At 59.7% G+C, this 25,052-nt stretch carries 20 protein-coding genes; 15 read left to right on the forward strand and 5 right to left on the reverse strand.

Features of this window, described 5'->3' with window-relative positions; translation table 11 throughout:
• The first annotated feature begins 40 nt into the window (after positions 1–40).
• The 7 genes from L861_RS24955 (at position 41) to L861_RS23795 (ending at position 11,539) form a co-directional block, all read left to right on the forward strand.
• Positions 41–373 carry a helix-turn-helix domain-containing protein gene (locus tag L861_RS24955; RefSeq protein WP_051149388.1) on the forward strand — a complete coding sequence of 111 codons (333 nt, stop codon included), beginning with the start codon at positions 41–43 and terminating at the stop codon, positions 371–373.
• 133 nt (positions 374–506) lie between these two features.
• Positions 507–2,099 (forward strand): methyl-accepting chemotaxis protein, encoded by a 1,593-nt coding sequence (locus L861_RS20045; RefSeq protein ID WP_016418482.1) that lies wholly within the window; start codon positions 507–509, stop codon positions 2,097–2,099.
• Between the two features lie 220 nt (positions 2,100–2,319).
• Complete coding sequence (locus L861_RS20050) at positions 2,320–2,766, forward strand: cache domain-containing protein (protein WP_016418483.1); 447 nt, start codon at positions 2,320–2,322, stop codon at positions 2,764–2,766.
• A gap of 81 nt (positions 2,767–2,847) precedes the next feature.
• Complete coding sequence (locus L861_RS24870; protein WP_016418484.1) at positions 2,848–4,806, forward strand: methyl-accepting chemotaxis protein; 1,959 nt, start codon at positions 2,848–2,850, stop codon at positions 4,804–4,806.
• A gap of 312 nt (positions 4,807–5,118) precedes the next feature.
• Positions 5,119–6,687: a methyl-accepting chemotaxis protein gene (locus L861_RS23790; RefSeq protein ID WP_016418485.1), complete on the forward strand. Its 1,569-nt coding sequence runs from the start codon at positions 5,119–5,121 to the stop codon at positions 6,685–6,687.
• A 465-nt stretch (positions 6,688–7,152) separates the two neighbouring features.
• Entirely contained in the window at positions 7,153–9,129 is a 1,977-nt protein-coding gene (locus L861_RS20065) for a methyl-accepting chemotaxis protein (protein ID WP_161629063.1), read from the forward strand.
• Positions 9,130–9,427: 298 nt separating this feature from the next.
• A complete protein-coding gene (locus tag L861_RS23795) occupies positions 9,428–11,539 on the forward strand; it encodes an EAL domain-containing protein (protein ID WP_081645911.1) in 2,112 nt (703 codons plus the stop codon).
• Between the two features lie 195 nt (positions 11,540–11,734).
• Here L861_RS23795 and L861_RS20075 read toward each other — a convergent pair whose 3' ends face one another.
• A complete protein-coding gene (locus L861_RS20075; RefSeq protein WP_016418490.1) occupies positions 11,735–12,235 on the reverse strand; it encodes an RES family NAD+ phosphorylase in 501 nt (166 codons plus the stop codon).
• On the reverse strand, positions 12,235–12,705 hold the full coding sequence (locus L861_RS20080) for an Xre family toxin-antitoxin system antitoxin (RefSeq protein ID WP_016418491.1): 471 nt from the start codon (positions 12,703–12,705) through the stop codon (positions 12,235–12,237). Before L861_RS20080 ends, L861_RS20075 begins: the two co-directional genes overlap by 1 nt.
• 753 nt (positions 12,706–13,458) lie before the next feature.
• Between L861_RS20080 and L861_RS20085 the strand changes: the two genes are divergently transcribed.
• The 6 genes from L861_RS20085 (at position 13,459) to L861_RS20110 (ending at position 20,267) form a co-directional block, all read left to right on the forward strand.
• On the forward strand, positions 13,459–15,057 hold the full coding sequence (locus L861_RS20085) for a methyl-accepting chemotaxis protein (protein WP_016418492.1): 1,599 nt from the start codon (positions 13,459–13,461) through the stop codon (positions 15,055–15,057).
• Positions 15,054–15,563, forward strand: a complete 510-nt coding sequence (locus L861_RS20090; protein ID WP_201766446.1) for a chemotaxis protein CheW — start codon at positions 15,054–15,056, stop codon at positions 15,561–15,563. Before L861_RS20085 ends, L861_RS20090 begins: the two co-directional genes overlap by 4 nt.
• Positions 15,560–17,326, forward strand: a complete 1,767-nt coding sequence (locus tag L861_RS20095) for a methyl-accepting chemotaxis protein (protein WP_016418494.1) — start codon at positions 15,560–15,562, stop codon at positions 17,324–17,326. Before L861_RS20090 ends, L861_RS20095 begins: the two co-directional genes overlap by 4 nt.
• Positions 17,327–17,555: 229 nt before the next feature.
• Positions 17,556–18,572, forward strand: a complete 1,017-nt coding sequence (locus tag L861_RS20100; RefSeq protein WP_016418496.1) for an ArsJ-associated glyceraldehyde-3-phosphate dehydrogenase — start codon at positions 17,556–17,558, stop codon at positions 18,570–18,572.
• A 4-nt stretch (positions 18,573–18,576) separates the two neighbouring features.
• Positions 18,577–19,827 (forward strand): organoarsenical effux MFS transporter ArsJ, encoded by a 1,251-nt coding sequence (gene arsJ, locus L861_RS20105; RefSeq protein ID WP_016418497.1) that lies wholly within the window; start codon positions 18,577–18,579, stop codon positions 19,825–19,827.
• A gap of 41 nt (positions 19,828–19,868) precedes the next feature.
• Entirely contained in the window at positions 19,869–20,267 is a 399-nt protein-coding gene (locus L861_RS20110) for a metalloregulator ArsR/SmtB family transcription factor (RefSeq protein WP_016418498.1), read from the forward strand.
• Between the two features lie 46 nt (positions 20,268–20,313).
• Here the strand turns inward: L861_RS20110 and arsB are convergent, their stop codons facing one another.
• From arsB to L861_RS20125, 3 genes are all read right to left on the reverse strand, one after another.
• Positions 20,314–21,417 (reverse strand): ACR3 family arsenite efflux transporter, encoded by a 1,104-nt coding sequence (gene arsB / locus L861_RS20115; protein ID WP_027947853.1) that lies wholly within the window; start codon positions 21,415–21,417, stop codon positions 20,314–20,316.
• 11 nt (positions 21,418–21,428) lie between these two features.
• Positions 21,429–22,139: an arsenical resistance protein ArsH gene (gene arsH, locus L861_RS20120; RefSeq protein WP_016418500.1), complete on the reverse strand. Its 711-nt coding sequence runs from the start codon at positions 22,137–22,139 to the stop codon at positions 21,429–21,431.
• Between the two features lie 173 nt (positions 22,140–22,312).
• The gene (locus L861_RS20125; protein WP_016418501.1) at positions 22,313–23,497 is read right to left on the reverse strand and encodes an acetyl-CoA C-acyltransferase; all 1,185 of its coding nucleotides are present in this window, start codon (positions 23,495–23,497) and stop codon (positions 22,313–22,315) included.
• Positions 23,498–23,614: 117 nt separating this feature from the next.
• Between L861_RS20125 and L861_RS20130 the strand changes: the two genes are divergently transcribed.
• Together L861_RS20130 and L861_RS20135 are read left to right on the forward strand one after the other, a co-directional pair.
• Entirely contained in the window at positions 23,615–24,193 is a 579-nt protein-coding gene (locus L861_RS20130) for a TetR/AcrR family transcriptional regulator (protein WP_027947854.1), read from the forward strand.
• Between the two features lie 21 nt (positions 24,194–24,214).
• The gene (locus L861_RS20135; protein WP_016418503.1) at positions 24,215–24,985 is read left to right on the forward strand and encodes an SDR family NAD(P)-dependent oxidoreductase; all 771 of its coding nucleotides are present in this window, start codon (positions 24,215–24,217) and stop codon (positions 24,983–24,985) included.
• Positions 24,986–25,052 lie beyond the last annotated feature (67 nt).

Genomic DNA, 25,052 nt, shown 5'->3' on the forward strand with positions numbered 1-25,052 from the left:
GCTCCCGCAGGGATCAATATGTTCGCTTGAGGTGATGAATATGGCCAATGAACGATTCGATAGTATCTGGAGCGCCATCGAGGACTCTCCCGAGCAAGCCGAGAACATGCGGGTCAGGGTCGAGTTAATGCAAGCGCTTCATGAGCGGGTGGCTTTCTGGGAACTGACTCAACGGGAAGCAGCCGCCCGGCTCAATATCAACCAGCCCCGGCTGAACGACTTGTTCAAGGGCAAGATCAGCAAGTTCAGCCTCGATGCCTTGGTCAACATGACAAGCGCGGCGCGTCTGCCAGTAGGCGTTTGCCTACTCCCTGCTTCTATCGACATTCTTTCGGCTATCCATTATCCGATTTACGTGTCTTCATCCGAATAGCGCAGAAAAGAAACAATGAGGGCTTTGACCTCGTTTGTCGTTGCCGATAGCAGAATATTGGGGAGAAGCGACAACAAATGGTTGAGTACTGAATAACAATAAGTTTCAGTGCTCAACATGCGGGGGACGAATAATGAAGCTGACACTCAAAGCCAAACTAATCACTGCTTTCAGTATGGTGATAGTGCTCGCTGCAGCAGGTATGGGCATCGGTATCATCAACCTTGGCAGCCTGAATGCCAATGTGGAGAAGATCACCCAGAAGGATTGGACAAAGGTCGAGCTTTCCAACGATTTCCTGAAATTGGTCAATGAAAACGCACGCGACAATTTCGAGATGATCCTCGCCGAGACGGCCGATGAACGTTCCGAGATCAACGCCCAAATCTCGAACAATGCCGCTACCATCACCGACCAGATCAATCAAGTCGAAACGATGCTCTATGCCGCCAAGGGCAAGGAATTGCTCGCTCGTGTCAAGGAGACCAGGACACCTTACGTGGCCAGTTTCGGTGAGATCACAAGACTCCTCGAGGCGGGTGAGCGTCAGGGAGCCATTCATGTTGCCAACACCATCATGGTTCCCTCTCTTAGAGAGTTCATAGGCGCCATCGACGCATTCGTCGCATTCCAGGGTAACCTCATGAACCGGGCTGGAGAAGAGGCGGCGGTGGCCTATTCGGCCAGTCGAACGATGATGCTGGCCATTCTGGCTCTGGCCGTATTGGTGGCGATGGGCGTGGCGTTCTGGATCATCCTCGACGTCACCAGGCAGCTTGGTGGAGAACCGGCCTATGCCCAGGAAATCATGCGGGAAATCGCCGCTGGCAACCTCGATGTGGCGGTAGCCACGAGGAAGGGAGACGATTCGAGCCTACTGGCCGCCGCACGCGATATGGCTGCCAGGCTGCGCGAGGTAGTCGGCGAAGTGACCGGCGCGGTGCGCAACGTCGCCTCGGGCAGCCAGGAAATGGCGGCCACGGCCGAACAACTCAGCCAGGGTGCCACCGAGCAAGCGGCCTCCTCTGAGGAGGCCTCGTCCTCGATGGAGCAGATGACCGCCAACATCCAGCAGAGCGCCGATAATGCCGCCCAGACCGAAAGCATTGCCCGTGACACCGCCATCGACGCCGAGGCTTCGGGCCGTGCCGTGACCAAGGCGGTGGGGGCGATGGAGACCATCGCCGAGAAGATCCTGATCGTGCAGGAGATCGCCCGCCAGACCGACCTGCTGGCGCTCAACGCGGCGGTGGAAGCGGCACGTGCCGGCGAGCACGGGCGTGGTTTTGCCGTGGTGGCCGCGGAGGTGCGCAAGTTGGCCGAACGCAGCCAGGCGGCGGCGCAGGAAATTTCCGGGCTCTCCGGCGATACCGTCAAGGTCGCACAAAGTGCCGGCGAGATGCTGACCAAGCTGGTACCGGACATCAAGAAGAGCGCCGAGCTGATCGCTGAGATTTCGGCGGCCAGCAACGAACAGAATGCCGGCGCCGCTCAGATCAATGTCGCCATCCAACAGCTCGACAAGGTCACCCAGCAGAACACCTCCGCCTCCGAGGAGATGTCGGCCACTGCCGAGGAACTCTCCACCCAGGCCGAGCAGTTGCAGGCCGCCATCGCTTACTTCCGGCTCGATGAGCAGGCACGGAATATGGCATTACCCGTCAGTGGCGTTGAGTCGACACCGATACCTATCGCACGAGAAGCGCTCGTTTCAGCACAGGTGTAATTCATCCCCGTGGCAGGTTAGTCGACCCCGACCGGGACGATCGTCGTATTCCTGTTGCGTCTTTCTATCCGTTTTACGTGGCAGTTGTCCGAAGCACGCAGGATTCTGGCTAGGCGGACTTCGGCCTCGTTCTGCGTGGCCGATACGGAAAGGTGTCGGAGGTTGGGACCAACGAACCACAACGTATAAAACGAACCACAACGTATAAAGAGTCACGCCCATGAAAAACATACTCATTGCATTGACCATCGCCCTGATGGCCATCGTTCAGCCCGTTTTCGCCGAAGAGCGGGGCACGCCGGAGGAAGCCAAGGCCATGGCGCTGAAGGCTGCGGCCTATGTTCAGGAGCACGGCCGCGAGGCAGCGGCCCACGCATTCATGACCGACAGCGAGTGGCGCGACCACGACCTCTATGTATACATGTACGACGCTGAAGGAACCGTGCTGGCGCTGGCCCCGGCGCCGGATCTCGTCGGCACGAATCGCTTGGAGCTCCAGACCTACGGCGGTAAGTACGTGATCAAGGAAATGCTGGCCTTGGAATCCGCGGGTTGGGTTAATTATCTGTACGATAACCCGGTAACCGAGCAGGTCGAAGCCAAGGCGGGCTACACCATCCCCATGGACGGTGGCGGCTTCGTCGGCGTAGGTGCCTACGAGGAGTAGCGGTCGTACGAGCGCTGCAGGAATCCCCCGCCCGAGGGCGGGGGAGATGTTTGACCTACGCTGCCGATGATGGAGCCCCTTATGACCATACGTATGCGTCTTCTGCTGATGGCTGCAATCCCGTTCCTGGGACTGTTGTTCTTCGCAGTATCGGACATGATCGAAAAACGGCATCTGCTTAACGAGGCGGAAACCGTCGGCTTGCTCAGCGAGTTTTCCGGCAAGGTGGGCAATCTCGTTCATCATCTCCAGCGCGAACGCGGTGCTTCCGCGATCTATCTCGCCAGCCAGGGGCAGGAGGGCGGCGATACGCTCGCCAAACAGCGCCGGCTGACCGACGAGGCACACACGGCGTTCGATGAGTTCATGGCAGGATTCGACGCCAGTGTCTTTGAGGCAGACTTCCGTACCCGTCTTGATAAAGCATTGGCCTCGCTCGACCAGTTCGATGCCCATCGCGATACGGTCCAGGCCCTGGGGATGTCGGCGGCCGATAGCAATGCCTGGTTCACCGCCACCAATGCCGACCTGCTGAACACGGTGGCGCTCATTGCCGTGCTATCGAACGATAAAGAGCTGGCCGGGAAGGCCATGGCCTATGTCAATTATCTGCGCACCAAGGAACTGGCGGGCCAGGAGCGGGCAACTGGGGCAGCGGGTATCTCGGCAGGGCGCTTTCCGTATCAAGTCTACATGCGTTATCTGCGTCTCGTCGGCGACCAGGAGACCTTCTTCGACCTGTTCGAGGATATCGCCACGCCCGAAATGAAGGAATACCACGCACAGACGGTAACGGGACGGCCGGTCGAAGAGGTCGAGCGCATGCGAGCCATCTCCATCAAGGGAGGGCTCACGGGCTCGCTCGAAGACCTGACGGGCCCTTACTGGTATGAGATGGCGACGGCGCGCATCGACTTGATGAAGCAAGTCGAGGACTTCATCGCCGCAGAGCTCGTGGCGCGCGCCGAGGAGATGCATACGGAGGCGCGGAGCGGCTTTTTCGTCAATGTCTCGGTGGTGATCGTCGGGTTTCTCGTCATGCTCGCTGCGGTGTTCCTGATTACCCGCGGCATTCTCAAACAGCTCGGTGGTGAGCCGGCCTATGCGCTTAGAATCATGCGCGCGGTGGCCGACGGCGACCTCGGTGTCACCATCGATGTGAAGGAGCGCGACGAGTCGAGCCTGCTGGCCGGACTCAAGGACATGGTGATTCGTCTCCGCCATATGATGAAGGATGTCAATGCGGCGTCTGCTGCGGTTTCCACGGGAGCCGGGAACATTTCCTCTAGCTCCGAACAGTTGAGCCGGGGGGCCGCCGAACAGGCGTCGTCCTCGCAGGCGACGAGCTCCGCGGTCGAGCAGATGACGGGCAGTACCTCCCAGATGGCGGAGAACATGGCGCGTACCGAGCAAATCGCCCGCCAGTCGGCAGGCAATGCTCGCCAAAGCGGCGAGGCGGTGGCCACGGCCGTTGCGGCCATGCAGGCCATCGCCGAGAAAATCCTGATCGTGCAGGAGATCGCCCGCCAGACCGACCTGCTGGCGCTCAACGCCGCAGTGGAGGCGGCGCGGGCCGGCGAGCATGGCCGCGGCTTCGCGGTGGTCGCCGCCGAGGTGCGCAAGTTGGCCGAGCGCAGCCAGTCCGCCGCCCAGGAAATCTCCGGGTTGTCTTCCGACACGATGGAAGCGGCACGGCAAGCGGGTGAAATGCTCGACGACTTAGTGCCGGACATCGAGCGAACTGCCCAATTGGTAGTCGAGTCGACTGCCGCCACCAACGAGCAGAATGCCAGCGTACAGCAGATCAGTACGGCCGTATTGCAGTTCGATGGCGTGACGCAGCAGGTCGCCGATGCCTCCGGGCTGCTGTCCTCGACGGCTGAGGAACTGATGGACCAAGCCGGGAAGCTGCAGGAAGCGATTTCCTATTTCCGCTTGGAGCGGGATATCGGCGAAGCGCGGAATAGGGCTGGTTCGACCGCTGTCGGATCTGTGGCTCATGTGCCGGACAAGCGGACGAAGTTGCTTGCTCCGTACTGACCCAGGCTGCTTTTTCATCTATTGCAGAGTGCTCTCGTCGGAGGACGGACAGTCTCATGGTTCCTGCAGTTGCGCGACAGTGGTCATGGGTGCCTGAGTGACGCCTGTCGTGCCGATGAAGGCAGCGGAGATACTGTCGTCCATATTTGCAAAGCGCTTGAAGTTTCTGGTCCATCGCTCAGCCCCTTCCGTCCGGTACGGGTTACCCGAGCCGGGCGGTTTTTTCTACCGCTTGTCAGGAAAGTTCCCCGCGATCAACCGCCGACGGGAAAGGGAAGATGAATTATGAGTTGGGGGAAAGCTATGTCGAGAATGCTGAGAACAATTGCGGCCAAGCTGTTTGCGGTGCAGGGCCTGACGTTGGTCGCGCTCCTTGCAGTGGCGCTACTGGGCTATAACGGCATGAGCAGGATGGAGGGGGTAACGCGTACCATCTACGATGATCGGGTGGTGCCACTCCGGCAACTCAAGCGGATATCGGACGCTTATGCGGTCGATATCGTCGATAACGTCCACAAGACTCGCGCCAGGACCAATTCCTGGGAGCAAGGCCTTGCAGACATTGAGGCGGCCCTCGAGCAGATCGAGATGCAGTGGCAAGCTTATCTTGCGACCCATCTGACCGAGAACGAAAAGGAGATCATCTCGACCGTCAGGGAGCGCAAAGCGCTCGCTGACCGTCAAATCGAGAACTTGAAGGACATATACCGGAATCGGGATCGTTCCCGGCTGATCGAATTTGCGGAACAGACGCTTTACCCAACGATCGATCCGCTGACCGGGGCAATCGACGATCTCGTCGTATATCAACTGGAAGCCAGCGCGGAAGCGCGTCAGGCAGGGGAAGCGCTTTTTCGCTCCCTCACCCGGCTTACCATTTGGACGACGGGCGCGGCCATCGTCCTTGGACTGGCCATGGTGGGCTTTTTGGCTGTTCGCATCCGGCGCAGTCTACGTGATGCAGTTGCCCTTGCCACGGCGGTGGCGGAAGGTGATCTCAATGCCGTTACGACAGCAAAATCCAAAGACGAAGCCGGCCAAATGATAGATGCGCTCAACGCTATGACCGCCAAGCTGCGTGAGGTGGTCGGTGAGGTGAGCGGCGCGGTGCGCAACGTGGCTTCGGGCAGCCAGGAAATGGCGGCCACGGCCGAACAACTCAGCCAGAGTGCCACCGAGCAGGCCGCCTCCGCCGAGGAAGCCTCGTCCTCAATGGAGCAGATGACCGCCAACATCCAGCAGAACGCCGATAATGCCGCCCAGACCGAAAGCATTGCCCGTGACACCGCCATCGACGCCGAGGCTTCGGGCCGTGCCGTGACCGAGGCGGTGGGGGCCATGGAGACCATCGCCGAGAAGATCCTGATCGTCCAGGAGATCGCCCGCCAGACCGACCTGCTGGCGCTTAATGCCGCAGTGGAAGCGGCGCGTGCCGGCGAGCATGGGCGTGGTTTTGCAGTGGTGGCCGCCGAGGTGCGCAAGCTGGCCGAACGCAGCCAAGCGGCGGCGCAGGAAATCTCGGGGCTCTCCGGCGATACCGTCAAGGCGGCGCAAAGTGCCGGCGAGATGTTGACCAAGCTGGTACCAGACATCAAGAAGAGCGCCGAGCTGATCGCCGAGATTTCGGCGGCCAGCAACGAACAGAATGCGGGTGCCAGTCAGGTCAACGTTGCCATCCAGCAGCTCGACAAGGTCACCCAGCAGAACACCTCTGCCTCTGAGGAGATGTCGGCCACCGCCGAGGAACTCTCCAGTCAGGCCGAACAGTTGCAGGCTACCATCGCCTATTTCCGCCTTGACGAGCAGCCAGTGTGGGCGGCGTTGCCTTCGAGTGGTGTCAGGCCGGCCTCGAAGGCGCTGGCGATTTCACCTTCGACATGAGCGAGATCGCGTAAAGTCTCTGGCCTATCAGCCCCTTCCGTTCGGCCCGAATTTCCTGGGCCGAATAGCTTTCCCTTACCGCTATTTCGCCTCTCCTGACGTATATCGGCACGCGTCTCCCGGTCATCTGACATCCGCTTTGCGCAATTGCTATCCGAGATACGTAAACGGATGGCAGGGAGGGCTTTGGCCTCGTTCATCGCGGTCGATAACTACAAGTAATGGGGATTGATAACAAGGCATAGGGGAAAGGAAAGCCCAGTGCCCGTGCGAAAGACTGCCCCAGCTTCTTTCCTCGGGGCCTCTGAAGGGGGCGACAAGATAGGGAAACGGGCGTGGCCCGGAAAGACCACTGAAAAACAGAATGTTATGTATAGAAGAGGAACCGCCATGCACGCACGACAACACAGCAGGATCAGGGATATGTTGGCGTTTCGATCCCTAGGGGCGAAAGTCGGGGGCTTGATGGCCGTGCTTCTCGTCTTGGGCTTTGGCGGTGCGATTGGCCTGCTTGCCGACCGGACCGCCAGGTTGCATGAGCAGGCCATGTTGGAGCAAGTGAATGAAACGGCCCGTGCCGAAGCGGAGCAGGTCAGTACCGCTCTTGAGAAGTCCATGCGAACGGCCCAAACCCTGGCCGGAGCCTTGACCGGCCTGAAGCTTGAAGGGCTGACGGATCGCCAGGCGGCGGATGCGATGTTGCGCCAGGTGCTGATCGACAACCCTGAGTTGGTCGGCGTCTATACGCTGTGGGAACCAAACGCGTTCGATGGCCACGATGCCGACTATGTCAATGCCAAGGCCCATGACGAAACGGGCCGTTACATTCCCTATTGGACGAATGGAAGCGGTGCCGTTGAAGTCGAACCGCTCCTCAGCTATGAAGTGCCAGGCGATGGCGACTACTACCTGCTGCCCAAACAGACCGGCAAGCCCGTCCTGACCGACCCCTATTTTTACCCGATCGCCGGCGAGGAGGTGTTGCTGACCAGCTTCGTGGTCCCCATCATGATCGATGGGCAATTTCTCGGTATGACTGGCGTCGATATGCCCTTGTCCGGTGTGCATGAAGCCATTTCCGGGATCAAGCCCTTCGACGGTGCCCAAGCGAGCCTGATTTCTTCCGGTGGCTTTTATGTCAGCACCCCTGATGTCGCCCTGCTTGGCCAGAGTGTGAGCGATACCGGCACCTTCGATCAGGTCAAGGCGCGCATCGTGTCTGGAGAGGTGTTCCACGAAACCGCAGTCGACCCCGAAACGGGCCGCGAGATCTATCGCACCTACACGCCCGTTACCGTCAGCGGTACCGATACGCCCTGGACGCTGGAGATTGCCGTGCCGACGGATGTCGTTCTGGCGTCCGTTGTCGATATACGCAACCTCGCCACCTTGATCGGGATCGTTGCAGTGATCGTTTTGCTTGGTCTTTTGCTATGGCTGTTGAACCGCATGGTCGTCAAGCCGCTCAATCGTACGGCTGGCGTGGCGGATCGCCTGGCGCAAGGCGATTTGTCACAGCGGCTTGAAGTGACATCGAATGACGAAGTCGGGCGGTTGCAGTACGCCTTGCGGGAAATGTCCGTGAAACTGGCGGATGTCATTGGCGGCGTCGCTAGCACCGCCCGCAACGTGGCCTCCGGCAGCCAGGAGATGGCGGCGGCCTCCGGGCAGCTCAGCCAGGGTGCTACCGAGCAAGCGGCCTCTGCCGAGGAAGCGTCGTCGTCGATGGAGCAGATGACCGCCAATATCAAGCAGAGCGCCGATAATGCCGCCCAGACTGAAAGCATCGCCCGCGACGTGGCCAACGATGCCGAGACCTCGGGCCGTGCCGTGACCGAGGCGGTCGGGGCTATGGAGACCATCGCCGAGAAGATCCTGATCGTGCAGGAGATCGCCCGCCAAACCGACCTGCTGGCGCTTAATGCCGCAGTGGAAGCGGCACGTGCCGGCGAGCATGGGCGTGGTTTCGCGGTGGTGGCCGCCGAGGTGCGCAAGCTGGCCGAACGCAGCCAGGCGGCGGCACAGGAAATCTCCGGGTTGTCCGGCGATACCGTCAAGGCGGCACAAAGTGCCGGTGACATGCTGACCAAACTGGTACCGGACATCAAGAAGAGCGCCGAGCTGATCGCCGAGATCTCGGTGGCCAGCCGCGAGCAGACGGCCGGGGCCGGCCAGGTCAACACCGCCATTCAGCAGCTCGACAAGGTCACCCAGCAGAACAGCTCCGCCGCCGAGGAGATGTCGGCCACCGCCGGGGAACTCTCCACCCAGGCCGAGCAGTTGCAGGCCGCCATCGCCTACTTCCGCCTCGATGAGGAGGCGCGGTATGTGGCGCTGCCTGCCGGCGGTGAGCAGAAAAGGACCCGTGGCGGTTCCGACCTCGACATGAGCGAGACCGATGATGCCCTGGACGTCGAATTCGAACGTGGCGAACACGTCTGACGGCATTGGCCCGGCTTCCTACGTAATCTGACGAGCGCAACGTCAGCCCCTTCCGTCCGGCATGGATTCCGTGCCGGGCGGCTTTTTATCGTGCTTTCGTCTTCGACTGGAACAGTCTCATCCGATCTGCGTAATTTACATCCGAATTACGAAGACATTGTTCCATGGCCACTTCGGTCACGCTAACCCAGGCCGATAGAAGCGCTAATACTTCCGCATCGATGACCAGGCACGATATGCGGCTTCGGCCCCGACAAGAGTGAAACCGATGAACGACATCGACTTATAGTGGCTTCCAATGAATAAAAAAAGCACCGACGTCATTTCCATAGATTCTTGGAAACTGGTCGTCCCCGCCATGATCGCGGTCGTGTTGGTCACAGTCTATATTTCGTTTTACCTACCATCCGCCATGCGTTCGTCAGCCATCGAGACGGCGTATCGCACGAGCCTGCAACTCGCCACCCAATACAAGACGATCCGTAGTTTCTACAGCAACGTCGTCGCCGCCCGCGTGAAGGAACAGGGCGATATACCGTTTGCTGCCGACTATACCGCCGATGACGAGAGCATTCCCTTTCCCACCACCTTCATCATGGACATTGCCGAGCTTCTGTCGAAGGAGAATGTGCGGCTGTCGCTGACGAGCCCCTATCCCTGGCCAAACCGCGCCGGGCGACAGCTCACCGCTTTCCAGAAGGATGCCTGGACTTCCTTGCAGGAACGTCCCGAATCCGTCGTTTCACGAGAGGAAACCATCGATGGCCAGCGGGTCCTGAAGGTTGCGGTGGCCGACCGGATGGTCAGTGAGAGCTGTGTCGCCTGCCATAATTCCTCACCGAACTCGCCGAAGCGGGACTGGCATCTGAATGATGTGCGTGCCGTCATGGAAGTCTCGACCACCATGGAGCCCTACCTGGCCCGGGCTGACCGCCAGAGTCAGGCCATCATTCACACCGTGCAGGCCGTCGCGGGTCTGGTCATCGCCGCGCTTGCGCTGCTGGGATACGTCTCGCTGCGACGGAAAAAGGAAAAGGAAGAAGCTCTCCGCAACCTCCATTTCCATGCCCATCATGACACGATGACCGGCACGCTGAAGCGTTCCAGTTTCATTGACGTGCTGCAGGAACGGCTGCAGGGTGATGCCACGCAGTCGCTGGCGCTGCATTATGTCGACCTTGACCGATTCAAGGAAATCAACGACCGCTACGGGCATGCCGCAGGCGACACGCTGGTCAAGGAAGCGGCAGAGCGCCTGAAGGAGGCCGCGGGAGAGAACGGCATGGTCGGCCGGGTCGGCGGCGACGAATTCCTGGTGGCGCATGCCAATGTCGCGGACCAGCACACATTGGAAGCATCGGCGTCGGCCATCATCGACTGCCTGAAAGCGCCGTTCGACCTGCAGGGCAACACCGTGCAGGTTTCAGCAAGCGTCGGTTCGGTCATCTGCCAGCATGTCCGTGAAGGGATCGAACTTTTCATTCAGCGTGCCGATCTGGCGCTCTACAAGGCAAAAGCTTCCGGCCGGAACCGTTTCCAGGTTTACGACGAGACGCTTGGCGAAGCGCACGGCGACAGCCGGAAGCTGAAGGACGCTATTTTCAACGCGATGAAAAACGATACCTTCATGCTTCATTTCCAAGGTGTTTTCAACACGGAGAGCGGCCGGCTAGAAGGCTTCGAGGCACTGCTACGCCTGTCGGACGAGAACGGTAAGCCGATCTCGCCGGACGTGTTCATCCCGGTTGCCGAGGCAATGGGCGCCATTTCCGACATTGGCGCATGGGTCCTCGACCAAGCCTGCGCCTTTTCCGCCCAGCTTCCCGGAGACATTTTCGTCTCTGTCAACCTGTCGCCGGCCCAGTTTGCTGTTGGTGACATTCCCACGCTGGTACGCACTGCACTGGAGAAACACCGCCTTTCGAGCAGCAAGCTGGAACTGGAAATCACCGAAAACTTGTTCCTGGAACGCACGGAGCAGGTGGTCGCGGAGCTTGCCGAATTGCGCGAAATGGGCATTTCGATCGCCATCGACGACTTTGGAACCGGCTATTCGAACCTCAGCTATTTCTGCGACCTGCCAATCACCAAGGTGAAGATCGACCGCTCTTTCCTAGCCGGCTGGGCGCGGGGTGAGGCGGCGGCAAAATCGGTACTCCAAACCATCATGACCCTTTGCCGAAATACCGGGATGGTGGTGACCGCTGAAGGCATCGAGACGACAGCACAGGCGGACTATTGCCGATCGATAGGCTGCCACCAGTTGCAGGGGTTTCTTCTCGCAAGGCCCGCACCGGCAGGCGATCTCGAACCCCTTCTCCAGAAGCTTGCGATTGAAGGCTTCGTCCTCGACATGAGCGAGGCCGGTGATGCCTTGGATGCCGAATTCGAGCGGAGCGAAAATATCTGACGGCATTGGCCTGCCATTCACAGCTCTTTCCATCCGGCTCGGATTTCCCGAGTCGGGCGGTTTTATTCCTGTAAGCAGAAATGATTCCATGCGCAGCCATGAGTATGAGAAGGCATCACAAGGCCATCGTTGCAAGACCAGCAAGTTCAGCCTCGATGTCTTGGTCAATATGACTCTTGGGCTGGCTTCTCCCGGTCATTGACCATGGGGTGAATTAAGGCGGGTATCGAGTGCGAATTTCTCTTGGATGACGAGCTCAAAGAGCCCTTGGGCACTGACTGGGTTCATGACGATGTTCCAGCTGTACCGCGAGACCGTCGAGGGCACTAGGATGAACGGATGCTCCTCTAGGAGATGATCTCCATGTGTCTGCTGGCCCTGGCCAGGGGAACCTGGGATGAGCCAGTTTGGGTTAGGTAGCGATTCCGGCGTCACCTCGTAGACCCGGGAAGGGGCCAGGATGCGTGCGCACAGAAGAAAGTGCGCCTTGGTGTCCAAGGCCTTGAACCCTTTGTGAGCGGCGACCTCAAGGATGGCGGTAGAGGGGTCGAGCGAACCATAGACGGCTGCCCGCCCCTTCGAATTCCAGCGCCCGCCGCCCAGCTCGGCGCCGATACCACTATCCCAGGTCTCAAGGTGGCGCTCTCTCTCCAGACGCCACAAACAGATCTCGTCGGTTGCTGGACGGCTAGCCATCAGGTGTAGACCCCATAATCCATACGAGTCAGAAAGTCGTCGACTAGCTCAAAGCCCACTTGGGTGGTGATCAGGTCGATCGGCTTGCGACCTTCCAGCCCCATGGCAGCCGTGTTCATCCAGCGCTGGGCTTCCTCGGGGTCACCGAATACATCCTCCGCCTTGGTGAGGATTTCGGCAAACCGCCAAGCGCGACTGCTTTGTTCCGCGGTGAGCGGCTCCGGCTTTTTGACGCGGCGGTACAGCGTGCGCTCGGACATGCCGATCACCTTGACCACAATCTTCTTGTCATGGAGAAGGTCAACCGACTCTACGAAGTGGATAATGTCTTGAGATGGCAGCCCTTTCTCGATCAACTCGTGGATCTCGAAGGCAGATCGCGCTTTGGTGGCCCGATTGCCCATCAAGCGCTTCAGGGTGCGTTCCAGGATGTTGGGTTCCTGTTCTGCGTGATTCTCGACGACGGCCATGGCATTGTCCTCCATCGTTGCCATTTGGCACCAGAATATAGCCAAGTGGCAGAGCCGTCGAGAGATTGGTGCCCAAGTTCTTGTAAGGTTTCGGGCAGCCAGGTGTCGAGCTGCCTTGGGCGATTGTTGTGTATCCGGTATGTGAAAAACATATCCGAAAAGCGCATCTACTTGCTGCTGATGCTATTTCTGTAACGAATTGTTTGATAGTTTGTTGAACGACAATTCAACATCCCCCCATCCTGAAACTTCCGAGAAAACAAGAGAGTGAAAGGTCTGCCAGGGAAAGGTTGTGAGGGGGAGAGATGAACCCGATCGATGATGCTCTGGATACCGAATTCGAACGGCACATATGAAGACTGATGTGCCTAATACTGAGTGCCCCTTCCGCCCGGTGTCGATTACCCCCGCCCGGGCGGCTTTTTCTTTTATTCATGACGACCACGGTATTACGCTCCAAGCAGGAAAAGGCCGTTGGCGGCTTCACCCTCAATGATCAGCGGTACCTAATCGTTCGCGAGCGGGTTCGTTCCGCCCGAATGATTTTTCATGCCTGTCGTCGCGAGACTCTCGGACAGAAACGTCGTTATCCAGTTTGCGTATCAGCTGTCCGAATCGCGCGGGCAGTGATCTAGGCAGACTTCGGTCTCGTTCACCGTGGCCGATAGTAAGGGTATCGGGTGAATGGCTTGATGCTGTTGGTTTCATGCTCAGGAATCCATTGAAAAGCCAATTGAGGGAAAGTGAAAGATAATGAGATTCCTGCGTATCTCAACGCGTCTTAATCTGCTGGTCGTAGTGATGATTCTGGGTATGGTCGGCCTGGGAGTGTTCAGCCTGTTTCAGGAGCAGGAGCACCTTGTCAACGAGCGCCAGGCAGCGTTGGCATCGTTGGTCGAAAGTGCCATGGGGGTCCTTGCGAATTACCACCAGCAGGAGCTAGACGGCACACTCAGTCGCGAGGAGGCGCAGAAGCGCGCCCTCGATGCCATCAAGGGCATGCGTTATGGCGGTGGCAACTATTTCTGGGTCAACGATATGACGCCGGCCATGATCATGCACACGGTCAAGCCGGAGCTGAATGGTCAGGATTTGTCCGGTTTCGAGGACCCGAGTGGCAAACGGCTTTTCATTGAAATGGTCGATACCGTCAAGGAGCACGGCCAGGGAATCGTCGAATACTTATGGCCGAAGCCAGGTTTCGACGAGCCGGTGCCAAAGGCTTCCTATGTCGCCGGTTTCGCCCCATGGGGCTGGATCGTGGGCACGGGCATCTACATCGACGATCTCGATGCTTTGTTCTGGGACAATGCCAAGCGGTTGGCCATCGTCTTCGCGCTGGTTGGGCTCGTGCTCTTCGTCATCATTTTCACCATTGCACGCCGCATAAAACATGGCCTGGCCAGTTCACTGCGGTTGGCCGATGCGGTGGCGTCGGGCGCTCTCGATGCGAATGCGACGGCAAGATTCAACGATGAGTTCAAGGTGCTGATCGATGCGCTCAATCGCATGGCCATCAAGCTGAAAACAGTGGTCGGCGAGGTGTCCGTGGCCACCCATCGCGTGGCGTCCGGCAGCCAGGAAATGATGACGGCTTCCACACGGCTCAGCCAGGATGCCATCGAGCAGGCCGCTTCCGCCGAGCAGGCCTCGTCGTCGATGGAGCAGATGACCGCCAATATCCAGCAGAACGCGGATAATGCCGCCCAGACCGAGAAGATCTCCCGCGACGCAGCCAATGACGCCGAGGCCTCCGGGCGTGCCGTGAGCGAGGCGGTGGGGGCCATGGAGACCATCGCCGAGAAGATCCTGATCGTCCAGGACATCGCTCGCCAGACCGACCTGTTGGCGCTCAACGCCGCGGTGGAGGCAGCACGTGCCGGTGAGCATGGGCGCGGTTTCGCGGTGGTGGCCGCCGAGGTGCGCAAATTGGCCGAGCGTAGCCAGGCAGCAGCGCAGGAGATCTCAGGGCTGTCCGGCGATACCGTCAAGGCTGCGCAGAATGCCGGCGAGATGCTGATCAGGCTGGTGCCGGACATCCAGAAGAGTGCCGGGCTGATTGCCGAGATCTCGGCGGCGAGCAACGAGCAGAGTGCCGGAGCCGGTCAAGTCAATACCGCCATCCAGCGGCTCGACGAGGTGACCCGGCAGAACACCTCCGCCGCCGAGCGGATGTCGACCACTGCCGAAGAACTCTCCAGCCAGGCCGAGCGGCTGCAAGCGGCAATCGGCTACTTCCAGGTCGGCGGACGTCGAACTCAGTCCGAAAGAGACAATGCACAGCCGCTGGCAGGCTTGCTCCGCACCGCAAGTTTGCCTGCCTTGGCAGGTGGGAACGAAGGAGAAATATGATGGCGGAAATCACGCAATATGTAACCCTGGGTATCGCCAGTGAACTGCTTGCGGTGCCAGTCGAGCGGGTCAGGGAAATTCTGGAAAGTCAGCCACTTTCGCGCCTGCCGCATGCACCGCCGTGGTTCCTGGGCATGATCGATGTGCGCGGGCAGGGGGTGCCGGTGGTCGACCTGCGGGTGAAGCTCGGTTTCGATGCCGGGGAAGATACCGAGAATACGCGCATCATCGTGCTCGAGGCGCGCATGGAAGGCCATGAGCTGACCCTGGGCCTGAAGACTGATCGTGTCTTCGAAGTCACCCCGCTCGACGACACTGATCTCGAGCCGCCACCGCGAGTCGGAGCCGGCTGGCGACCCGAGTTCATCGTCGGCATCGGTCGGCGCAACGGCGCTTTCGTCACTGTCCTGGCACTCGACCATCTGTTCGCTTCCACGGAGGTGGCGCTGATCGCACCGGCGGAGATGGATAGTGGTGTTGGGGACATCAAGAGTGGGGCTTCATGATGGTGGCAAGTTCCAGTTTGATGTCTGAATTGGTTCCAATCTTCGAACGGCTTGCCGCTCCTCGCGCCGATATCGAGCGTATCTTCCTGGAGATGGGCGATAGCCTGATTGGCTGTGTACAGTTGCTGAACGAGATCTCGGCGGCCCATGAGGGCATGCCAGCGGAACTGGGAGGTCAAGCTTTCTCGCAAGCCGCGCGTCGGTTGGAGTCGATTCGCGACCAGGTCATGGCGATGGGAGGTTCGCATGTAGGTGGACAGACACCTATTGCTCGTCTGTCCACGATGACGGCGGGGGTGGTATCTCCTCTTCGGGATTTGTGCCGGGCTGCTGCCACCATCGAGATCATCACCACCAATGCGCGTATCGTGGCCGCCGATCTTGGGGGGCAGGAGGGAGAGTTCGCGGTATTCACCACCGACATGGACGAGCTGGGGCGGCGTGTGGATCATGTGGTGGGGGAGTTTTCGCGTGCTCATGAGCGGCTGATGGCAAGCTTGGACACCGCGGAACGCGCCAGTGCCGGCTTCTCGGCTCGCCATGGTGATACCTTGGTTCGAATCGCTACGCAAATGGATGACCATCTGGCAAGTGTGGCGGAGCATCGTGAACGAGGAGCGATCAAGGCTGCCGAGCACTCACACTTGACCAGTCAGATCGGGTCACGCGTCGGCATGGCGGTCTCCGCCCTGCAGATCGGTGACATTACCCGCCAGCGTATCGAGCATGTCGAGCAGGCCTTGAGCGCCTTGATGGAGCATGTCGCAAGCGATGAGGAGGTCGCGACTCGCGACAATGACATCGCTGCCGTATGTCGCTTGCAGGTGGCACAACTGGACGAAGCGACATGCGATTTCGATCTACGTGTCGCTGAATTAGCGGAGACATTGCGCCAACTGGCTGCGGATGCCGCGATTGCATTGCACGACAACGGTCAGGAATCCGATGCTCTCCTGGCGACCAGTGGCACGGCTCTGGCCGCGATAACGGATGACTTGCGCGGTATTGGCAGCTTGTTCGAGGATTTCGAACGCACTCGTGTCGGGCTGGAAAAAGTCGCTGTCGAGGCCGCGCATGCCATGACGGAAATGGTCGAACGGCTGGACGCGATCCGAGATATCGAGCAGCGCATACGCCTCCTCAGTCTTAATACCGCCATTCGCTGCAGCCAGTTGGGAGAGCGTGGGCGTGCCCTGAGGGTCGTGGCGGGATTTTTGGGCGATCTCGCCGGACAGACGGTGACTGCCTCGGGAGCCATTCTTGCAGGCCTGGAAGAAGCTGACATGCTGGCCCAGCATCTTGCACGGGAATGGTCGGCCGAAGGGGGGGAGGGGGCTGCTGACCTTGAAAAGGAAGTCGACACCGTTCAGGGCGAACTCGAAGGAGTGGTCGAGCGCCTGCGTGAACGTGCTGAGACGGTAGCTCAAGCCGGCCCCCGGGCAGTGCGCCTACTCGAGGAGGCGGCCGCTAATGTCGCGAATCACCAAGGCTTCAGCGACGAGTGGCGCTATACCTTGACAGGGCTTGAAGCGTTCGCTCACTCCGGTGAAGAACTCCCGGGCTTGAGCGATATCGATGCCGAGTTGATTGCCCGCCTGCGAGGACGCTATACGATGGATAGCGAACGGCGCCTGCATGACCGGCTGTTTGGTTTGCCTCGTGAGTCGGAGGCCGAGTTGATCTCTTTGCCATCCGAAGACGTTCCGTCATCCAAGCAAACAGCGACGTCCGAGGAAGAGAGCTTCGACGACATCCTGTTCTGATCGACGTTCCGGAAAGCGGATGGCTGCTACCTACTGGAAAGTGACCGCTACTATCACACGTCAATAGTCAGTGACATAAAACTGACATCTTCTGCTACTATATATGGAATTCCACATATGTGATTTTGGGGATGTCCATGGCCAAGATCGCAATCGCTTGCAGCTTTGGCTCGATGTTCAGGCACGCTCGACCCAGTAGTTGTCCAGAGCTGTCCATCGGGAGATCAATATGACGTTACGTATCGGCATCAACGGCTTCGGGCGCATAGGGCGCCTGGCACTACGCAGCCTGTGGGCAAGCGTTGCTGGCGGGCAGGTCGAGTTGATGCGAATCAACGACCCGGGCGGTGATGCGGCAACGTTCGCTCATTTGCTGCAATTCGACTCGGTACATGGCCATTGGGCGCCAGGGCAGGGTATTCAAGCCGAAGGTGACGCCATCGTCGTCGATGGTGTGCGCCTGCCGTTCAGTTCCAATCGCGCACTAGCCGAGAGTGACTGGTCGCAGTGCGATGTGGTGATCGAAGCGTCAGGCAAGATGAAGAGCCGTGACAAGCTCCAGGCATACCTTGACCAAGGAGTGGCGCGAGTCGTGGTCTCGGCGCCGGTCAAGGAAGAGGGCGTGCTCAACGTGGTGATGGGCGTCAACGACGATCGCTACGATCCCGACATCCATCGCATCGTCACCGCCGCGAGTTGTACCACCAATTGCCTGGCGCCGCCGGTCAAGGTGATCCACGAAACCTTCGGTATTCGTCACGGCTCGATGACTACGGTGCACGACATCACCAATACCCAGTCGATCCTCGATTCTCCGCATAAGGATCTACGCCGGGCGCGGGCCTGCGGCATGAGCCTAATCCCCACGACGACTGGCTCGGCCAAGGCGATCACCGCGATCTTCCCGGAACTCGAGGGCAAACTGAACGGTCATGCCGTGCGCGTGCCGCTGGCCAATGCCTCGCTTACCGACATGGTCTTCGAGTTGGAGCGCGCGGTTACGGTCGAAGAGGTCAATGCCGCGCTCAAGGCTGCCGCCGAAGGGGAGCTTGCTGGCATTCTGGGCTACGAGGAGCGTCCGCTGGTGTCCATCGACTATCGCACTGATCCGCGCAGTTCGATCATCGATGCACTGTCGACCATGGTCGTCAATGGCACCCAGCTCAAGCTCTATGCCTGGTACGACAACGAGTGGGGCTATGCCAACCGCACCGTGGAACTGGCATTGAAGGTGGGCCGTGGCTGACGGGATGTCGCTCGGCGCACGCTTGAGGCAATTGCCCTTCGAAGTGCGTCAGTATCTGCTGATCACCGGCAACTACTGGGCCTTTACCCTGACCGATGGCGCCCTGCGCATGCTGGTGGTGCTGCACTTCCACCAACTCGGTTATTCGCCACTGGAAGTCGCCATGCTGTTCCTCTTCTACGAGGCGTTCGGCGTGGTCACCAATCTGGTCGGCGGGTGGCTGGGTGCATGGTTGGGGCTCAACCGTACCATGAACCTGGGGCTGGCATTGCAGATCGTTGCGCTGGCCATGCTGATGGTACCGACCGCGGCATTGACCGTACCCTGGGTGATGGCGGCCCAGGCGCTGTCGGGGGTCGCCAAGGACCTCAACAAGATGAGCGCCAAGAGCGCGGTCAAGGTGCTGGTGCCCAAGGAGAGCGCGAATGCCCAGAGTGCGCTGTTCCGCTGGGTGGCATTGCTGACCGGTTCGAAGAATGCCCTCAAGGGGGCGGGGTTCTTCGTCGGAGGCCTGCTGCTGACGTTGATCGGCTTCCGTGGCGCGGTGATCGTCATGGCATTGATGCTGGTCGGCGTGCTTGGGTTATCGCTGTGGCGGCTGCGTGCCGATCTTGGGCGCCAGAAGCAGAAGCCGAAATTTCGTGAGGTGTTCTCCTCGTCGCGAGCGGTCAACGTATTGTCGGCGGCGCGCCTGTGCTTATTCGCTTCCCGCGACGTGTGGTTCGTGGTCGCGTTGCCGGTATTTCTCTACGACCTGCATGGCTGGAGTCACTGGACCGTTGGTGGCCTGCTGGCGGTTTGGGTGATCGGGTATGGAGGTGTGCAAACCCAGGCCCCTTATCTGACACGTCTGGTGAAGGGCGATGCGCGTGCCGTCACCGTGGGCTGGGCACTGGCCCTGGCTGGTTTGCCTGCGTTGCTGGCCCTGTTGCCACTGGCGGCGATCGGCTGGCTGGTGGCCGGATTGCTGGTCTTCGGTGTGTTGTTCGCGATCAACTCCAGTTGGCATAGCTACTTGATCGTGCACTATGCCCGCGCCGAGGGGGTGTCGATGGATGTCGGCTTCTACTATATGGCCAATGCCATGGGGCGGCTGCTGGGCACGATACTATCGGGATGGTTGTACCAGGTGCAGGGGCTGGCCGCCTGTCTGTGGGTATCGGCGGCGCTGGTGGCGCTGAGTGCGGCGATGGCATTGGCGTTGCCTCGTGACCGAGTGCAGCGCGACACCGAACAAAGCGATATGGGTGGGTAGCTGGGGCCGTGGAGGAGAGCGGCTCGGCTATTGGTGTGTAGATGCTTGAGATAGACTGTCATGATGTATCGACATTGGGTGATGACTTGACTTCCTTGGCTCCAACTCGATTCTTCAAATGCTTGGGAGACGATACCCGTCTGCTGCTGACCTTGCTGATCCACAGTGAAGGTGAACTGTGCGTATGCGAACTGACGCATGCGCTCGGAGAGTCTCAACCCAAGATTTCCCGTCACCTGGCCCAGTTGCGTTCCTGTGGCCTGCTCAGTGATCGCCGCGAGGGCCAGTGGGTCTACTATGGCCTGGAGCCCTCACTGCCCGATTGGGCAAGCGTCACCCTGAAGGCCGCGGCAGAAGGCGAAAGCTACCGTCTGGCTGGGCTCCAGCGTCGCCTGGCCGGGATGGGGAATCGCCCGGAAAGGCGAGAGGCGATGTGCTGAAAGAACGCGGCGTGCCGGAAATGGGCACGCCACAATGTTCACCTTCTCAGCCAGACTTGTTCAATTCATAGGGGGCGTTGGCTGCGCCAGGGAAGTGGTGGCGTGTGCCGTTGGCGATGCGTACCAGCGCGAGCATAAGCGGAACTTCCACCAGCACGCCGACCACCGTGGCCAGCGCCGCGCCGGATTGTAGTCCGAACAGCGCGATGGCGGCGGCCACCGCCAGTTCGAAGAAGTTGCTGGCACCAATCATGGCGCCGGGAGCGGCCACGTTGTGGGGTACCTTCCAGGCCTTGGCCCAACCGTATGCGATGAAGAAGATCAGGAAGGTCTGGATGATCAACGGAATCGCAATCAGCGCGATATGCAGCGGGTTGGTCAGGATCACTTCGCCCTGGAAGGCGAACAGCAGTACTAGTGTGACGATCAGCCCGACCGGCGTAATGGGTCCAACCCGCTTCAGGAAGACGTTGTCATACCATTCGATGCCGTGTCGGGCGATCAAGATACGCCGGGTCAGGTAACCGGCAGCCAGCGGGATTACGATGTAGAGCACCACAGACAAGGCCACGGTGTCCCACGGCACCTGGATGTTCGATACCCCGAGCAGGAAAACCACGATGGGCGCGAAGGCGAATAGCATGATCAGGTCGTTGAGAGAGACCTGCACCAGGGTATAAGCGGCGTCGCCGCGGGTCAGGGTGCTCCATACGAAAACCATGGCGGTGCATGGTGCCGCACCGAGCAAAATGGCGCCGGCCAGGTACTGTTGCGCCAGTGGTTCCGGAATCCATGGACGGAACGCCACCATCAGGAAGAACCAGGCGATGGCGAACATGGTGAAGGGCTTGATCAACCAGTTCACCGTGGTGGTAATCACCAATCCCTTGGGCTGACGGCGTACACCAAGTACCGCAGTGAAGTCGATCTGTGCCATCATCGGGAAGATCATCGCCCAGATCAGGATCGCCACCGGAATCGATACCTGGGCATACTCGAAGCGTGACAGGGTTTCGGGAACGGCCGGCACGAACTGGCCGAGTAATACGCCGGTGACGATGGCCAGTGCCACCCATACGGACAGGAATCTTTCGAATAGGCCCATACCGTTGGATGTGGTAGGCGATTGCGCCTCCTGATGTGTCGTCATCTTCGTTTCCCCTACATCGCTCGTTGGTTGACGCGCTTCGACACTTCCTCGGCACTTTCCTTACGTTCGGAATAACGGTCGGTCAGGTAGTGGCTGCGGTCGCGGATCAGCCAAGTGAACTTCATCAGCTCTTCCATGACATCGACGATGCGATCATAGAAAGGGGAGGGCTTCATGCGGTCATCGTCGTCGAACTCCAGGAAGGCCTTGGGTACCGACGACTGATTGGGAATGGTCAGCATGCGCATCCAGCGACCCAGTACCCGCAATTGGTTGACGGTATTGAACGATTGCGAACCGCCGCAGACCTGCATCACGGCGAGTGTCTTGCCCTGAGTGGGGCGTACCCCGCCCAACGCCAACGGTATCCAGTCGATCTGCGCCTTCATGATCCCGCTCATGGCGCCATGGCGTTCGGGGGAGCACCACACCATGCCCTCAGCCCATTGGGCGAGTTCGCGTAGCTCGGCGACCTTGGGGTGCGAGGCATCTTCGGCATCCGGTAATGGTAGGCCGTGAGGATCGAAGATACGTGCCTCGGCGCCCATTGCACGCAGCAGGCGGGCGGCTTCCTCCACCACCAGGCGGCTGAAGGAGCGCTTTCTGAGCGAGCCGTAGAGCAGCAGGATACGTGGTGGATGCTGCGAAGGCGTAGCATCGAACAGGCTATCGGTGTCGGGCGCCTGGAAGTGGCTGTCGATGATATTAGGCAGGTCGTTCATGGTCAGGGCCTATCATTCAGGGGGCAGGGGCCGAGGCGCTTCGCCATGTCGGCCACACATTCATGTCATGATATATGTTTTTCCATATATGTGAAGTGGCATATGTCGATGACGGCGCACTAACGTAAACGGGCCGCCCGTGGGCGGCCCGGAATAGGCAGAGAGAAAAGGCGCTATTCGACCAGTTCGATCGCCACTGCAGTGGCTTCACCGCCACCAATGCATAGGCTGGCGATACCGCGCTTGCCGCCTTTGACGCGTAGGGCGTTGATCAACGTGGCGATGATACGCGAGCCGGTGGAGCCGATGGGATGGCCCTGGGCGCAGGCACCACCGAACACATTGACCTTGTCATGGGGGATGTTCAGTCCATCCATGGCCAGCAGGGTGACGACGGCAAAGGCTTCGTTGATCTCGAACAGGTCGACGTCATCCACGCTCCAGCCGAGCTTGTCCAGCAGCTTGCCGATGGCGCCTACCGGGGCGATGGTGAACTCGCTGGGATGTTGGGAGTGAGTACTATGGCCAAGTAGGCGTGCGACGGGGGTTGCACCATGGGCACTGGCAGCAGCCGAGCTGGCCACGATCAGCGCTGAGGCGCCGTCGGAGATCGAGCTGGAATTCGCCGCAGTGATAGTGCCGTCCTTGGCGAAGGCCGGTTTGAGGTTGCGGATCTTGTCGAGCTTGGCCTGGAAGGGCTGCTCATCGTGCTCGACCACGCTTTCGCCCTGGCGCGAGGTGACCGTCACCGGCACCATCTCACCTGTCAGATGACCTGCCTCGTGTGCCGCCATGGCCCGTTCCAGTGATGCAATGGCGAAATCGTCCATGCGTTCGCGCGAATAGCCGCGTTCGCTGGCGATCTGTTGAGCGAATGCCCCCATCAACTTGCCGGTCTCGGCGTCTTCGAGGCCATCGTAGAACATATGATCCTTCAACTCGCCGTGGCCCAGGCGGTAGCCGCTGCGTGCCTTGGTGAGGATATATGGCGCGTTGGACATCGACTCCATGCCACCGGCGAGGACGATGCTGCCGCTGCCGGCACGGATCAGGTCATGAGCCAGCATCGTTGCCTTCATGCCCGAACCGCACAACTTGTTGATGGTAGTGGCGCCGACAGCGTCGGGAATCCCGGCCTGACGCATCGCCTGGCGCGCAGGACCTTGCTTGACGCCACCCGGCAATACGCAGCCCAAAATGCCTTCGTCAAGCGCCTCGTTGGCGAGCCCAGCGCGCTCGATGGCGGCACGAATGGCGGCCGCGGCTAGCTCGGGCGCTGTAAGACTGGAAAGGCTGCCCAACATACCGCCCATTGGCGTACGGGCAGCAGAAAGAATGACGATGTCATCGTGAGACATAACGGTACTCCTGGCGTTCTGAGGTGACGCTATCGTTGTAATGCCCTTATGGCGTTGACCATCATGAGTGGCTATGGTTTGCTCAAGCATAACCAAGCAAGCGCTAGTGTAAATGCGATGAATGTAGTGAACGACTCACCTCGCCGCAAGGAATTGACCCGAGTCGCGGCCCAACTCTTCGTACAAGAAGGTTTTGACCGCACCACGGTGCGTATGTTGGCCCAAGAAATGGGCATCAAATCGGGCAGCCTGTTCCACCATTTTCGCGACAAGCAGGAGATTCTTTGTGCGGTAATCGAGGAGGGCACCCAGAATGCTCTGGTCATCGCCAATGATGCCTTGGTGCAGTGCGAGGACACGCCGGAAGCACGCTTGCATGCCATGGCGCGTGCACATCTCGAAACTTTGCTGACTGACCGCAATGCCCATGTGGTGGCGTTGTATGAGTGGCGTCGATTGGACGAAGCCTCCCGCGAACATTTGATTCACTTGCGTGATGCTTATGAGGCTCTGTGGCAGGGCGTGATCGCCGATGCCTTGGAGGTGGGCCTGATCCGTGGTGACAAGGCCTTGGTGTCGCGCTTCGTGCTGGGAGCATTGAACTGGACGGTGCGCTGGTACGACCCGGCTGGCCCGCGCTCGCCGGAAGAATTGGCACGTGAGCTGATCGCGATGATGACCGCTCGCGGTCACTGACTTGAAAGCAGAGGCAAGGCAATGCAAGTACGCAACAAGACCTTTTTGATCACCGGGGCTGCCTCCGGGTTGGGGGCGGCTACTGCAGAGCGCTTGGTCGCTGGTGGCGCCCAGGTGGTGCTGTGCGATTTGAGCGATCAAGTGGAAGCCTTGGCCGAGCGCTTGGGAGACACGGCCTTGGCAGTACGCGGTGACGTGACCTCCGCTGACGATATGCAGGCGGCGGTGGACAAGGCCGTTGCCGTGGGTGGCGAAGGCAGCGGCCTGCATGGCGTGATCCATTGTGCTGGTGTGGTGAGCGTGGCCAAGCTCGTCGATCGCGAGGGCAAGCCTGCCGACCTCGATGCCTACGCCAGAACCGTCAATATCAATCTAGTGGGTACCTTCAACGTCATGCGCCTGGCTGCCGCTGCCATGACCAGGAATTCGCCGGGCGAGGATGGCGAGCGTGGAGTGATCGTCACGACCGCTTCCATCGCCGCTTTCGATGGCCAAATCGGCCAAGCTGCCTATAGTGCCTCCAAGGCAGGGGTGGTGGGCATGACGCTACCGTTGGCCCGCGAACTGTCGCGCCACGGCATTCGGGTGATGACGATTGCCCCCGGTGTGTTCGAAACGCCGATGATGAGCGAACTTCCCGACGAAGCAGTGGCGGAACTCTCCGCTGCGGTGCCATTTCCCAAGCGCTTGGGCAAGCCAGGGGAATTTGCCATGCTGGCCGAGCAGATCATCACCAACCCCATGCTCAACGGTGAAGTGATTCGCCTCGATGGTGGGATTCGGATGCAATGACCCGGCTACGCCGTAAGCTTTAAGTGGGAAGTGGGAAGTGGGAAGTGGGAAGTGGGAAGTGGGAAGT

The sequence above is a fragment of the Litchfieldella anticariensis FP35 = DSM 16096 genome (assembly GCF_000409775.1).
GTDB lineage: Bacteria > Pseudomonadota > Gammaproteobacteria > Pseudomonadales > Halomonadaceae > Litchfieldella > Litchfieldella anticariensis.